This window comes from Pseudomonas sp. GW821-FHT01E10, from assembly GCF_059422365.1.
The window spans coordinates 500812-514831 of sequence record NZ_JBWKWT010000003.1 but is presented as its reverse complement, the minus strand read 5'-3'; the positions used below and the strand labels follow the sequence as shown (position 1 = coordinate 514831).

At 58.7% G+C, this 14020-nt stretch carries 14 protein-coding genes and 1 tRNA gene; 3 read left to right on the top strand and 12 right to left on the bottom strand.

What is annotated here, in order from left to right:
* Window positions 1-42: 42 nt before the first annotated feature.
* The 5 genes from AC07V0_RS08970 to AC07V0_RS08950 all read right to left on the bottom strand — a co-directional run bounded on the left by AC07V0_RS08970 (window position 43) and on the right by AC07V0_RS08950 (window position 5518).
* Complete coding sequence (locus AC07V0_RS08970; RefSeq protein ID WP_019580824.1) at window positions 43-336, bottom strand: YcgL domain-containing protein; 294 nt, start codon at window positions 334-336, stop codon at window positions 43-45.
* Complete coding sequence (gene rnd / locus AC07V0_RS08965; RefSeq protein WP_086944843.1) at window positions 333-1466, bottom strand: ribonuclease D; 1134 nt, start codon at window positions 1464-1466, stop codon at window positions 333-335. Before rnd ends, AC07V0_RS08970 begins: the two co-directional genes overlap by 4 nt.
* Window positions 1467-1583: 117 nt before the next feature.
* Complete coding sequence (locus AC07V0_RS08960; protein WP_086944842.1) at window positions 1584-2246, bottom strand: class I SAM-dependent methyltransferase; 663 nt, start codon at window positions 2244-2246, stop codon at window positions 1584-1586.
* Between the two features lie 73 nt (window positions 2247-2319).
* Window positions 2320-3969 carry a phosphoethanolamine transferase gene (locus tag AC07V0_RS08955; protein WP_086944841.1) on the bottom strand — a complete coding sequence of 550 codons (1650 nt, stop codon included), beginning with the start codon at window positions 3967-3969 and terminating at the stop codon, window positions 2320-2322.
* A 166-nt stretch (window positions 3970-4135) separates the two neighbouring features.
* Window positions 4136-5518, bottom strand: a complete 1383-nt coding sequence (locus AC07V0_RS08950) for a glutamine synthetase family protein (protein ID WP_086944840.1) — start codon at window positions 5516-5518, stop codon at window positions 4136-4138.
* Between the two features lie 414 nt (window positions 5519-5932).
* Between AC07V0_RS08950 and AC07V0_RS08945 the strand changes: the two genes are divergently transcribed.
* From AC07V0_RS08945 to AC07V0_RS08935, 3 genes are all read left to right on the top strand, one after another.
* Window positions 5933-7117, top strand: coding sequence for a cyanate transporter (locus AC07V0_RS08945; protein WP_086944839.1), 1185 nt, complete (start codon window positions 5933-5935; stop codon window positions 7115-7117).
* Between the two features lie 15 nt (window positions 7118-7132).
* Window positions 7133-8080 carry a DMT family transporter gene (locus AC07V0_RS08940; RefSeq protein ID WP_086944838.1) on the top strand — a complete coding sequence of 316 codons (948 nt, stop codon included), beginning with the start codon at window positions 7133-7135 and terminating at the stop codon, window positions 8078-8080.
* Between the two features lie 147 nt (window positions 8081-8227).
* On the top strand, window positions 8228-9163 hold the full coding sequence (locus tag AC07V0_RS08935) for a LysR family transcriptional regulator (RefSeq protein WP_086944837.1): 936 nt from the start codon (window positions 8228-8230) through the stop codon (window positions 9161-9163).
* 3 nt (window positions 9164-9166) lie between these two features.
* On the opposite strand, the gene AC07V0_RS08930 is transcribed toward AC07V0_RS08935, so the two are convergent.
* The 7 genes from AC07V0_RS08930 to bamC all read right to left on the bottom strand — a co-directional run bounded on the left by AC07V0_RS08930 (window position 9167) and on the right by bamC (window position 14003).
* Window positions 9167-9529, bottom strand: a complete 363-nt coding sequence (locus tag AC07V0_RS08930; protein WP_086944836.1) for a 5-carboxymethyl-2-hydroxymuconate Delta-isomerase — start codon at window positions 9527-9529, stop codon at window positions 9167-9169.
* A 52-nt stretch (window positions 9530-9581) separates the two neighbouring features.
* Window positions 9582-10508 (bottom strand): LysR substrate-binding domain-containing protein, encoded by a 927-nt coding sequence (locus AC07V0_RS08925; protein WP_033064228.1) that lies wholly within the window; start codon window positions 10506-10508, stop codon window positions 9582-9584.
* Window positions 10509-10677: 169 nt separating this feature from the next.
* Window positions 10678-10869, bottom strand: a complete 192-nt coding sequence (locus AC07V0_RS08920) for a YegP family protein (RefSeq protein ID WP_018926774.1) — start codon at window positions 10867-10869, stop codon at window positions 10678-10680.
* A 339-nt stretch (window positions 10870-11208) separates the two neighbouring features.
* A tRNA-Ser gene (locus AC07V0_RS08915) sits at window positions 11209-11298 on the bottom strand.
* Window positions 11299-11382: 84 nt separating this feature from the next.
* Entirely contained in the window at window positions 11383-12096 is a 714-nt protein-coding gene (gene purC / locus AC07V0_RS08910; protein WP_018926775.1) for a phosphoribosylaminoimidazolesuccinocarboxamide synthase, read from the bottom strand.
* Between the two features lie 28 nt (window positions 12097-12124).
* Window positions 12125-12883 carry an MBL fold metallo-hydrolase gene (locus AC07V0_RS08905; protein WP_019580834.1) on the bottom strand — a complete coding sequence of 253 codons (759 nt, stop codon included), beginning with the start codon at window positions 12881-12883 and terminating at the stop codon, window positions 12125-12127.
* Window positions 12884-12887: 4 nt separating this feature from the next.
* The gene (gene bamC, locus AC07V0_RS08900) at window positions 12888-14003 is read right to left on the bottom strand and encodes an NlpB/DapX family lipoprotein (RefSeq protein ID WP_018926776.1); all 1116 of its coding nucleotides are present in this window, start codon (window positions 14001-14003) and stop codon (window positions 12888-12890) included.
* Window positions 14004-14020 lie beyond the last annotated feature (17 nt).

Below are 14020 nucleotides of genomic sequence, written 5' to 3'. Positions count from 1 at the left end.
TTCCAGTGTTTCATAAGGCTCTGAATAGAGCCTGTCTGCCGATTACATCGGGTCGTTGCGGCGCAGCAATTCTTCCGGCAAGTGTTCGATGTATTCATCCTCGGCCGGTGGCATTTGCAGGTGGTAGCCCTGCTTGTCGAGGTTCTCCAGTACTACAGCAATGTCTTCGCGCGACAGCTTGCGCTCGGGGGTCAACACCAGGTCGAAAGCGTGGATGGCTTTGCCGAAAGCCGCCATCAGGGGTTCAGGCACGCGCTCCAGTGCATCGCTTTTGAGCACATAGAGGTACATCCCGCTTTTCTTCGAGCTTCGATAAATCGAGCAAATACGTTTCAAGGCTGTTCTCCGGCGGTGGCCAGGCTGTCGAGCAGCGCCTGGCCCATCAATTCGCGGCGCCAGCCACGCAGCGAATCAGGCAATTGGTAAGGACCATTGGGGAAGCCGCTCTTGAGCAGCGCTTCCAGGGTTTTCTTGCGCAGCATCAGCTCCGGCGCGATGTTCAGGCGCTCGGCTTCGGCCTGGCCGATGGCACGCAGCTGTTTGACCAGCGCGGCGGCTTCTACCGGCAATGGCTCCGGCACCGCTGGCGGCCACTGATCAGGCGACACACTGCCAGAGCGCTTGATCAGATCAAGCAGAAATTCGCCGTCCTGACGCACGGTGCGCGGGTGCATGTCTTCGATTTTCGCCAGTGCGCCGAGGTTGTCCGGTTGGGTGCGTGCCAACGGCCACAGTGAATGTTCACGGATAATGCGGTTGCGCGGCAGATCACGGGCGCGGGCTTCACGCTCGCGCCAGGCGCAGAGTTCACGCAACACGGCGAGTTGGGCGCGGGACAGCTTCCAGGCCAGTTTGGCGTCGCGATAGACCTCGTACGGGTCGACCTCGCGCCGCAGATTGGCGACCAGCTCGGCACCGTCTTCCAGGACCCACGCGTATTTTTCGTCAGAAAGCTTCGGACGCAGCTGTACGAAAACCTCCGCCAGATGCACGGCATCTTCGGCGGCGTAGCTGATCTGAGTCTCGGACAGTGGACGTTGCAGCCAGTCGGAACGGGTCTCGCCCTTGGGCAGGTCGATGCCGAGCACGTCCTGCACCAGCCGCGAATAGCCCATGGAGAAACCCAGGTTCAGGTAAGCAGCGGCCAGTTGGGTATCGAACAGCGGCACCGGCAGGCTGCCGGTCAGGCGCAGCAGGACTTCGAGGTCTTCGCTGCACGCATGCACGACCTTGACCACGGCCGGGTTTTCCAGCAACGCGGCCAAGGGCTGCCAGTTGTCGATGGTCAGTGGGTCAATCAGGTAAGCGCGTACGCCATCGCCGATCTGCAGCAGGCCTGCGATTGGGTAAAAGGTGTCGACCCGCATGAATTCGGTATCGAGGGCAACGAATGGCAGCTGCTGCCACTCGGTGCAAAACTGACCGAGGCTATCGTTGTCGCGAATCCAGTGAATATCGATGGCCACACGGCTCTCCCTTGAAGAATGGCGCGCAGTATATATCGCCCCCGGCGATTTCCGCGCATCCACTGAACAAGAGCTTTAGCGAAAATACCTGCCGGACAGCAAGAATTGTCTGAAAGGCTAGCTGTCCTTACGCAACACGTAGACCCGCATCCGCGTGCAACCCGGTACCAAGTCCTGATGACTGAGCAAGCAGAAACCCGCTTGCCTGAACTCGGCCTCAAGCTCGGCCTTGCTGGCCTGTGGCTGGGCCTGTGCGCCCTCCACGTCCGAACGCTCGAGCTTGAAACGCCCATCAACCCGCACCGCCACAATCACGGTATCGCGACTGACCCGGTGGAACTCGCCCAGCATGGCCAATCGATGCTCGGGACAGGCAATGCGTTGAAACAGTTGCAGGCAAAAAATGCAGTCAACCGCATTCGCCGACAAGCCGATGGTGAAGGCAGAACTCTGAAAGGTCTTGATCCGTTTCAGCAGGTTCTGCGGATGGTGGGTGCTGGCGTGATCGAGCATGTCCTGAGACGGATCGGTCGCGAGAATCACCCGGTTCGCATGCTCGGCCAGAACTGGCCAGAAACGCCCGACCCCGCAGGCCACATCAAGAATCAATCCCGGTTCGCCAGCGACCTGAAGCGCGTTACGCACCAATTGCTCTTCGCGCCAGAACGTCAAACGCCCCGCCAGGCCGCGCGGTCGCGGCTGTTTACAGACGCGGGCGTGTTCCTGATCGTAGCGCCGGGCGAACTCAAGCTCGAAGGCGGATGGGGGCTGCGCGGACATGTGTAATGGCTCTTGTTGGATGTTCCAGGCGCCGCAGATTAGCGGTCGTTACGTAAAAAAAAGCTCGATTCGCTCATTTTTTGGCCAGCACACCGTCGCCCATTGCGCCGCGGCATCCGGCGAACATATCCAGACCCGGGTTGTAGACCGTGCTGTTGACCTCCAACAGACCGAGCATCGAATGGAACAGGTTGTCCTGGCTCAAGGGTTTTTCACGACTCAGTTGCAGGCAATGGGTGTCCACCGAGAACGACTTTTGATAGCTGTCGGAGAACCACGCCAGCATCGCTACATGTTTCTGTTGTTCCGGTGCAAGCATGTAAGGCGTGCCATGCAGGAACAGGTTGTATTCGCCCAGCGACTCGCCGTGGTCCGACAGATACAGCATCGCGGTATCGACTTTGCCCTGGTTGCTGCGCAACAGATCGATCAGGGTCGACAGCACGTGGTCGGTATACACCAGCGTATTGTCGTAGCCATTGACGATGCTTTCGCGGCTGCAATTGTTCAGCGCATTGCTTTCACACACAGGTGTGAAGTGTTCGTATTCTTTCGGGTAGCGCTTGAAGTATTCCGGACCGTGACTGCCCATTTGGTGCAGGACCAGCACGGTGTCTTTATTCAGCGTGTCGATGAAGTGCTGCATGCCTTGCAGGAGAATTTCATCGCGGCACTCGCTGTTGGCGCACAGCACAGGGTCTTTCAGGTCACTCACGTCATCGACAGTGACCCGATCGCAGGTGCCTTTGCAGCCCGACTGGTTATCGCGCCAGATCACCTCGAGACCGGCACGCTTGAGCACGTCCAGCAGGCCTTCCTGGTTCTTCGCCTTGCTGGCGTCGTAATCCTTGCGACCCATGTTGGAGAACATGCAGGGCACCGACACCGCCGTTTCCGTGCCGCACGAATGCACATCGGTGAAGGCAATCAGGCCGGATTCCTTACTCAGTTTCGGCGTGGTGTCGCGGTCATAACCCAGGATGCCGAAGTTCTCGGCCCGGGCACTTTCGCCCACCACCAGTACCGTCAGGGATTTACGGTCGTGGGCCTGCCAGGCCGGTTTTTTCTGGGCATCTTCACCCAGTTTGGCGAAAGGTTGCCGTGCAGACACCACTTGCTCACGCAGATAACCGAACGAGGCACCGATGTAGTTGCTCGGCACCACCATCAGACGCAATTCATGGTGATTGCGAAACAACGACGACAGGCCTTGATAGTTGACCAATGCGACACCGCCGATCACCGCAACCGACGCGACACTCACCAGCACTTTACTTAATAACTCACGGTGCCAGCGACGATAATTAACCGGGGTTTTCCACAACAACCACGACGGCAAGACGCCGAGCAGCACGATATAAACAAACAGTTTTAGCGAGAGTAAGTCGCGTACTTCCGTGGCATTGGTTTCGGCGAAGTTACGCAACATACCGGCGTCGATCAGCACGCCATATTGGCTCATGAAGTACGCCACACCGGCACTGATCAGAAAGATCAGCGTCAACACGGGTTTCATCACGGGTCGGAATGCCAGCAAGGTCAGCACAATGTTAAAGGCCGCCAGGATCATCAGCCCGAACGCGACACGCATGACGATGCCTTGACCGTCTGCTGCAGTGATATCGAAGAGGTGTTGCCAGAGAACTAAATTGAACCCTGCCAATAGAAAGGCACTGGAAACCAACGTCACCCATTCGGGGCGCACGGCTTTGAACTTCAACATGTGATCGGCTGTTCCTGAAAAGAAGTGCCCGCGGCAAATGTGAAAATTTCATTGACCGAGACGCCACAAATCTTAATCAGTCAACCATCAATATTTCGTGAAAAAGAAGCCAACGAATAGTTGGCTTCTGGTATTAGGCCAAAACTTCCAACACTGGCGACCCGTTTCAAGCCTGATGCAGATACCAGCGCCAGTCCTGCTCACCGACTTCGCCCATGAATTGCCGGTATTCGGCGCGTTTCACTGCCAGATAGACACCTAGAAACTCACTGCCGAATGCTTCCCCGGCCCAATTCGAGCCTTCCAGCGCTCGCAACGTGGTCAACCAGTCGGTCGGCAACAATTGCGCGGCCTGGGCGTAACCGTTGCCCTCCACCGGCGCCCCGGGGTCAAGTTGCTCGCGGATGCCGCGATGAATACCGGCCAGGATCGCCGCCGCCGCCAGATACGGGTTGGCGTCGGCACCACAAATACGGTGCTCGATATGCCGGGAGAATGCCGGCCCGCCGGGCACTCGCAAACTCACGGTGCGGTTGTCCACGCCCCAAGTGGCCGCCAGGGGTGCGTAGCTGTTGGTCTGGAAACGACGGTACGAGTTGGCGTTCGGACAGAACAACAGCAACGCATCGAGCAATGTGGCGAGCATCCCGCCGACCGCGTGTTTGAGCAGCGGCGTGCCGACCGGGGCCTCGCTGGCGAACAGGTTATTGCCGTCCTTGTCCGCCAGGCTGACATGCATGTGCATGCCGGTGCCGGCCAGGTCATCGAACGGCTTGGCCATGAAACAAGCCGTCATCCCGTGCTTGTGCGCCACGCCCTTGACCAGCCGCTTGTAGCGCACGGCTTCGTCCATCGCCTGCAAAGCGTCGGTGCGGTGTTCGAGGGTGATTTCCACTTGCCCCGGCGCGTATTCGGAAATCGCCGTGCGCGTCGGAATGCCCTGGAGCTTGCAGGCGCTGTAGAGGTCGGCCAGAAATGGCTCGATCTGTTCCAGTTCACGCAAGCCGTAGACCTGAGTCCCGCGTGGCCGCCCGCCGTCGACATCCCGCGCCGGTTGCGGCCGACCGTTGCCGTCGCGCTGCTGATCCAGCAGATAGAACTCCAGCTCCGCCGCCATCACCGGGTAATAACCGTCGGCCTGCAAGCCTTCGATGACCTTGGCCAGCAGGTGCCGTGGGTCGGCGATGGTCGCGGGCATGCCCTCTTGCGGATGCATGCTGACCTGCACCGCCGCCGTGGGAATCAATCGCCACGGCATGCGCTGCAAACTGCCGCTGACGGGATAAGCGCGGCAATCGATATCACCGACGTCCCAGACCAGACCGGAGTTTTCCACGTCATCGCCATTGATGGTCAGTCCCAGGATGGTACTCGGTAGTGGCCGACCGCTTTCATACACCGCCAGCAACTCATCGCGATGCAGTAATTTGCCGCGTGGCACTCCGTTATTGTCGAGGATGAACAGCTCGAACATCTCGATATCCGGGTTCTGTTCAAGAAACGTCAGGGCTTGTTCTTTCGTAGCGAAGGATGTCGTGGCACAGCTCATGGGAGTCCTCGTCTTTCCGCGTCAGGCAAACGCACAGGCGCCGCCGGTTTGATCCCGGCGCACAGCGCGGGACCTGTCAGAACAATCAGCGGGAGATGCAGGAATCCGGCGGGCGCGCGTGACGGCAGTGCCACAGCGCCCAGAAGGCCAGTTCGGAAGGGAGTGCGACTGGACAACCGTCCATAGGGAAGACCGCGATAAACAGATGAGCAGCAGCGTCACACGGGCGGTTAAGCCGTTAAATCGGGATTTGAAGAACCTTGGGTGTGGATTGGCTAAACAATCGATTATTCGCTAAAGGGGATTAGCCGAGCGGTACAGTTATTTAATTTCTAAATACTGCTCCAGACTTTCTGATTTGCCGCCTCCAGGGCTCGCGCGCCTAATCGGCTCCTTGTTCCTGAAGGTCCGATTATGGAAAACGTTCGCGCAACCTCCCGCCCTGCCCCCTGGCTGATGTTCAGCATCATTCTTGTCGCCCTGAATCTGCGTCCGTCCATGGCCGCTGTCGGCCCGTTGCTGTCAGCCATTCGCGGTGATATCCCGCTGAGTTTCAGCCTGGCCTCGCTGTTGACCATGCTGCCAGTCATGGCCATGGGACTGGCAATGTTCTTTGGTATCGGTATCAGTCAGCGCTTGGGCGAGCAGCGCACCGTAGTGCTGTCGCTGTTGATCATCGGCCAGGCCACGGTGTCGCGGTTATTCCTTGATTCGGCGGCGGAACTGATCCTGAGCGCCGTGCTGGCCGGCGTCGGCATTGCGCTGATTCAGGCGCTGATGCCGGCCCTGATCAAGTCCCGTTTCAGCGACAACGTTTCCGTGTGCATGGGTCTCTACGTGACGTCGATCATGGCCGGCGCGGCAATTGCGGCGTCATTCGCGCCGTTGGTGATGACCCGCACCGGCAGTTGGCGAGTGGGGTTGGCGATCTGGGCGGCACTGGCGCTGGCGGCGTTGCTGTTCTGGTGCGTTCAACGCACGGGAATGCCGACATTGGGGGAAAAGTCGTCCCGCAAAAAATCCTTTTTCCGCAGTTCCCGCGCCTGGTTACTCGCGATCTTCTTCGGCCTGGGCACGGCGTCCTACACCTGTGTCCTGGCCTGGCTGGCACCGTACTACGTGGAAAAAGGCTGGAGCGAACAACAGGCCGGCTTGTTACTGGGCTTTTTGACGGCCATGGAAGTGTTGTCGGGGCTACTGACGCCCGCCATCGCCAACCGCAGCCGTGACCGGCGCCTGGTGCTGGTGGTGTTACTGGCACTGATCATGGCCGGTTTTTGCGGTCTGATTCTGAGCCCGCAACACCTGAGCCTGCTGTGGCCGTGCCTGCTGGGACTGGGCATCGGCGGGCTGTTCCCGATGAGCCTGATCGTGTCGCTGGATCATCTGGACAATCCCCAACGCGCGGGCGGGTTGACCGCCTTCGTGCAAGGCATCGGTTACCTGATCGCCGGCCTCTCGCCGCTGATCGCCGGGATAATTCGCGATCAACTGGGCAGTTTCGAATGGGCCTGGTGGTCACTGATGGGCGTCATGGCACTGATGATTCTGATGGTTCTGCGCTTCGATCCGCGGCATTACGCCAAACACATTCATTAACCCGGAACCCCCACCATGAAACGCACAGGTTTTGCTGCCGCTCACGTCGGCATGTTGCTCTGGGCGCTGTTGATTGCCGTCTCGTTTTCCGCGGCAGCCCAGGTCAGCCAGGCCATAGACCCGATTCTGCTGACCGGGTTGCGCTTGTTGTGTTGCGCTCTGGTGTTTTTACCCCTGCTGCTGTTCAAGGGCGATACCGCCATGACCGCCCGCGGCCTGCTCGGTCATGCCGTGCTCGGCATGTTGTTGGCACTGTACTTCGGCTCGTTGTTCGAAGCACTGCGTTACACCTCGGCGGTGAACACCGGGACGATGTTTACTCTGGTGCCGTTGCTGACGCTGCTGTTCGAAGCCATCCTGACACCCGACAGCCGCCTGAAACAGCGCGTGTTGCCCATGCTGGTTGCCGCGGCCGGCGCCGTACTACTGGTATTGAAAGGCGCAGGCCCCGGCGAACTGCCGTCGCTGTACGCGGTATCGGTGTATGTGGTCGGTTGCCTGGCAATGGCGCTCTACTCGCCCCTGAGTCAACGGCTCAAGGCCAACAGCCTCAAGGGGCGCGGCCCGGTGGGCATGACTTTCTGGAACATGCTGTTCGGCGCACTGTTTCTATTGGCGTTTTGTGGATTCAGCGGCGGCTGGCGTTCGGCGTCGTTGCTGAGCGCGAGCGATCTCTGGTGGTTGATCTACCTGGCCCTGTTTGCCACCCTGGCGACTTTCTGGCTGCTGCATCGAGCCATTGGCGTGATCGCCCCTTCCTCAGTCATTTCCTACATCTACCTGAGCACCCTGTTCATCACATTGTTCCACTGGTTGTGGCTACGTCAGTCGCCACGCGCCCTGGAAATCATCGGCGCGTTGCTGGTGGGCGTCGGCATGTTGGCGCTGTTAATATCCAGCCGCGATGCGATGCCTGCACAGCAATCAGCGCTGAAGGCCTCTGGCCATGTTTCGGGCGATTGAATTCACAGGTCGTGTTCATAACACTATCTGTCCCACAACTGACCATGAAACATCCTACAAGGCATTCTCTTGGTACTATCGTTCCGCTAAGATCATTCGCACACGTTTGCGCACGGTCAGCGCAAGGAGCACAGCGAGACAGAACGGATGCTGAACAGTAACTTGCTTAGAAAGCTCGATATGCAAGACCTCATGGTGTTTGTTGCCGTGTATGAGCAAAGCAGCGTCACCGGTGTGTCGGAGGCACTTTGCGTCAGCCAGTCCACCGTGAGTTACTGCCTGAAAAAACTGCGCACCAGTTTCGAAGACGAGTTATTCATCAATACCCGCACGGGTATGCGCCCCACCTACAAAGCCAGCACCATGTATGCCCATGTGCTGAAGATTCTCGAAAGCATCAACCTGTGTCACGCCGGGACACCAACGTTCGATCCGACCTTGCAACCAGTCACCTTCAATATCTGTGCGCCGGAGTACTTCGAGCAACTGATCCTGCCGCGCCTGTTGAAGAGCTTCGATTTCGCCGACCTGCCGGTGATGGTCAACATGCACAAGTTCGAAACCGACATCCCGGCCGAAGAACTGCGCGACGGCAGCCTCGACCTGGTGATCTGTTTCGGCCCGAACTTTCATCGAAGCCACACCGACTTCAACTCCAGACGACTACTGGAGGACGATCTGGTCTGCGTCTTCGACAAACGCGCCACGCCGCTGGAGCCGCGCTTGAGCCTGCAAGCGTTCACTGAACGTCGGCATGTGTTCCCGACGCCCTGGACGTCCACCACCAACATGGTTGACGGCTGGCTGGCTCAACAGGCCCACAAACGCCAGATTGTCGCGCGCTCCAACAGCTACAGCGCGGCACTGAAGATGATCACCGGCACCGACTTCATCCTGACCTTGCCCCGGCGCATCCAGCAATTGCTGGCCAATGAGGCGATCTTCAATCACTGCGAAGCGCCCAATGGTTTACCGGGCTTCACCCTGGACATGCAGTGGAGTCAAAGCGTCGACCAGGACAGCGCCAACACCTGGCTGCGCGAGCAAGTGATCAAGGCCTGCGCCGAGCAGGAAATGGCCTGAAACTCAGAGGCCGATGGCAGTCTTGGTGTAGGACTCTCGATCGATGTCGATGATTTCCACACAGAGTTGAACCTCAACCCCGACCGGCCATTCGCACACATCCTGCACCACGGCCAGCAGGCTGTCGGACAACTGCTTCTTGATCTGCGGCGAGCGACCGCTCAACAGCGCCAGCTTTACATGCACGAACGCCCGCTCGCCCGGTGCAGTGCCCACCCTGAAAGTCTCGACCTTCACCGCACGGGCCTTGATGTCGAACTCTTCAAACTGCCCGGAAGCGACCAGTGCGTTGTTGAGTCTCATCAACGCCACATCGGCATTCAGTTCAGACAGGTTGGTGGTGTATTCCATGTGCAGGTGGGGCATGACGGGGTTCCTGAGGATTGGCAGAAAGGTCGTAGATATAACACCGCCCTGCTCACTCTGTCAGCGGAAGGATCGGACGTTCACTCATGAACGCCTCCAGGCGCGAGCGCAGCCAGCGTTCAGCCGGGTCGCTGTCGACATGACTGAGCCAGACCATGGACAGGTCCAGGGTCGGCGTCTTGAACGGAAACGGCTCTTTGAACAGTTGGCCTGACGCGGCCATCGCCTCCGCCGTGTAGTCAGGCAGGCTGGCGATCAGATCGGTGCCGGCGAGCAACGCCGGCAATGAGCTGTATTGCGGAACGGACAGCACGACGTGGCGTGTTCGGCCAATCTCCGCCAGCCATTCATCGGCGTAGCCACTGACATTGGCGGTGTGGGACACCAGCACGTGCGGTCGCGCGCAATATTCATCGAGGGTCAACGGCGTGTCCGACGCATCTGCACGCAAGATACTGGGCTGGATATGTCGCAACAACTTGCGTTTGGCGTTGGCCGGCAGGCCGCGGGTCTGGCTGATACCAACGGTGATATCGCCAGACGCCAGCAAGTCGGGAATGCGCCAGTAGTCGACATGCTGGACCACGAACACCACCTTCGGCGCTTCCTGGCGCAAGGCGCGCAGCAACGGTGGCAACAGGCCGAACTCGACATCGTCCGACAGCCCGATGCGAAACGTCATGGTGCTGCTGAGCGGATCGAAATCGTGGGTCAGGCTCAAGGCCACCGACAGCGAATCCAGTGCCGGCGACAGATGCTGAATGATCTCCTCGGCCCGCGCTGTCGGCTCCATGCGATGACCAACCCGAATGAACAACGGATCGTTGAACATCGTCCGCAAGCGGTTCAGCGCCGCACTGATGGTCGGCTGACCGAGGAACAGCTTCTCCGCCACTCGCGTGACGTTGCGTTCGAGCATCAATGTCTCGAACACCACCATCAGGTTGATGTCGGCCTTGCGTAGTTCGTTGCGATTCATCCGTTGCACCCCGGTCCCCAAGACTGGATGACAGTTTAGGGAGGTGTCGCGATCGGCGTCTATGCAGGTTGGCAAACGACCCGATCCATAAAATCCGGGGGCACTCACCACTCAGGAGCACCCGACTGAAACGAAGCTGCTCTGATTGAGCAGCTTCACCGCCTGGAACCTATATCTCCTTGACCGGTGTCTGCTCTTGAGTCCCTTTGATCAAATCGATGGCATGCACGCAATCAGACTTGTTGACGTAAGCCTCCCCACTGGCAATCGTTTCATGATTCCCCGCTCGCAAACGCCAGCGCCATTGGCCCTTGCCGGTCTGTGAGGTGCCACGGGTTTGCCTGTAAATCTCAAAGTACATTGATCGCTCCTTGCGATGGCTGATTACGACAGATCAGAGACCTGCGAAACCAGAGTAGATGAGGAATTTTTGCGGCAACGTCTTTCAATGTCAGGGGATATTTCGAAGGAAAAACCTTGATTGCCGAAACGTTCAATGAATACGGGGGACGGTAATTAGAACGACTTGGCGAAGTAACTTTTCCTGTGGATGGACATATCTTTCTTACTCTGTCGTGCTGATTTTTCCGACACCAAAAGCTTGGGGAAAAAGCGGGACGGATGCGAAAGTGACCCGATGGAAAAAGCTGCGCAAACGAAAAAGCCCCGTAGATTCTCATCTACGGGGCTTTTCTATGTATGGCGGAGAGATAGGGATTCGAACCCTAGGTACCGGTGAAGGTACAACGGATTTCGAATCCGTCCCATTCGGCCACTCTGGCATCTCTCCAACGGCGCGCATCATAACAGCACAATCGCTGGAAGCGAACCCCCTTTAGCGATTTTTTTCCGTGCTATCAGATGCTTGCGTCGATTAAAGCGGTACGCCCAGACGGTTGGCGACTTCTTCGTAGGCTTCGATGACGTCACCGAGGCCCTGACGGAAGCGGTCCTTGTCCATTTTCTTCTTGGTGGCCTTGTCCCACAGACGGCAGCCGTCCGGGCTGAATTCGTCGCCCAGAACGATGGAGCCGTCGGAGAACACGCCAAATTCGAGTTTGAAGTCGACCAGCAGCAGGCCGGCGTCGTCGAACAGTTTGCTCAGTACTTCGTTGACCTTGAGCGACAGTTCTTTCATGCGAACCAGTTGCTCGGCGGTGCCCCAACCGAATGCCACTACGTGGGATTCGTTGATGAACGGGTCGCCCTTGGCGTCGTCCTTCAGGAACAGTTCGAAGGTGTAAGGGTTGAGCTTCATACCCTCTTCAACACCCAGGCGCTTGACCAGGCTGCCGGCGGCGTAGTTACGCACGACGCACTCGACCGGAATCATGTCGAGTTTTTTCACCAGGCATTCGTTGTCACCCAGCAGTTTGTCGAATTGAGTCGGCACGCCGGCTGCTTCGAGTTTCTGCATGATGAAAGCGTTGAACTTGTTGTTCACCATGCCTTTGCGGTCGAGCTGCTCGATACGCTTGCCGTCGAACGCCGAGGTGTCGTTGCGAAACAGCAGGATCAAGCGGTCAGCGTCGTCGGTCTTGTAAACCGATTTGGCTTTGCCGCGGTAGAGTTCTTCACGTTTTTCCATGATGGGCTCCGCTTGCTAAGTAGGTGGGCTAGGCGATGTGTCGCCAGTCGAGCCCTGAATCTTGATCGGCCAGTTGCAGCCAGTCCGGGTCGCACCCGAGGGTGTCGACAAAACATTGCCGGGCCAGCTGCGGCAGGTTGTTCTTGCTGCTCAGATGGGCCAGGACCAGGTGTTGCAGGCCTTGCCAGCCCAACTCGGCCACCAGGAATGCCGCCTGATGGTTGTTCAAATGTCCCAATTCACCGCCCACCCGCTGCTTGAGAAAGTACGGGTAGTGACCGCGAGCCAGCATGTCACGGCAATGGTTGGCCTCGATCATCAACGCATCGAGGTCCCGATAGCCGTCCAGCACCTTGTTGCAGTATGAGCCCAGGTCGGTCAACAGGCCGAAACGCCGCTGACCGTCGCTGAAAACATACTGCGTCGGCTCCTGTGCATCATGGGCCACGGCAATGACGCCGATGCTCAGAGGGCCGATTTGCAGTTGCTCGCCGCCAGCCAGAAAGCCCGCGGGTTCAATCGGTTTGCGCATCCCGCGCAGGGTCCCGCGACTGAGGTAGACAGGCAGATTGTAACGCCGAGACAGCAAACCCACGCCATGCACGTGATCGGCATGTTCGTGGGTCACAAGTATCGCGCTCAACTGCGCAGGGTTTACCCCAAGGCGCAGCAGGCGTTTTTCGGTTTCCCGCAAGGAGAAACCACAATCCACCAGCACATACGTGTCATCGCTGGCTACCAGCGTGCCGTTCCCTTGGCTACCGCTGCCGAGAACGGCAAAACGCATGCGATCAGCCCAGGTTGTCCTGAATCACGGTCAACACTTTGCGCGCCACGTCTGCTGGCGCCACGGTGTTGATGTTTTTCTCGACGGTGACTTGTACGTTCTCGCCGACCTTGCTCAGGCGAACCTGATAACGCTCGGCGCGGGCTTCAACTTCTTCCTTGTTCGGCTTGCTGCCAAACAGGCTGCCGAAGAAACCTGGCTGCTCATCCTTCTTCTCGGCCTTTTCGGCGAGGTTGATGTAGTACAGGCCCAGGCTGCGGTTGATGTCTTCAACACGCCATTCGCCCTGTTCCAGCGCACGACCGACGCTCGACCAGGCACGATCCAGGTCGGTACCGACGTTGAGCACCGGGTTGCCGCTGCCATCCTCGGTCAGGCTGACACGGCTTGGCGTATCGAAATCACGCGAGGCCAGCATGGAGACCGAACCGCCCTTCTCCGAAGTGCGGCTCATGCTCGCGAGCATGTCGTCGACCAATGCTGCGTCCAGGCCGGTATTGACCGAACGATTGGTGAAGTCGACGTTGGCGGTGCTGCCGGCAGGACGCTCGGCGCTGACCACATAGACTTCACTGGTGTTGCGCTGCACGCCTGGCTCGATACGCACCCGTACGCGGGTTTCGCTGTCGGCGCCGACACCGGCCGCGCTCAGGCGCTTGGCCATGGCTGCGGACAGTTCGTCGGAATGCTGCCAAGTGGTAGTGAACTCACCGGTTTGCGGGCGCTGTTCGTCCAGACGGAAACCGTTGTCCTGGAAGAACTGCACGGCCACTGGCCAGACTTCGGCCGGTGGGTTCTGCGCCATGATCCAACGCGAATCGCCGCTCTTCTGCAACGAGTAGGCGCTGATATCAGCCGCCGCCGACAGCGGCTGCGGACGAGGCACGACATATTCGCCCTTGGCTGTATCGTCGGCCACATTGCGCGGGATCGGCAACAGTGGATCCAGACGCTTGGAGGTGCTGACGTTCGGTGGCAGTTGCATCGGTGCAGTCTGTTGCGCTTCCAGGTAATCGCTACCACGGTCACGGAAGTAACCTTCCGGGCCCCAGATCCATCCGCAGCCACTGGTGCTGGAGATAATCAAGGCAAGTGCGGAAAGTCCGGCCATTCGCTTCATGCGTAGTACTTCCTCAA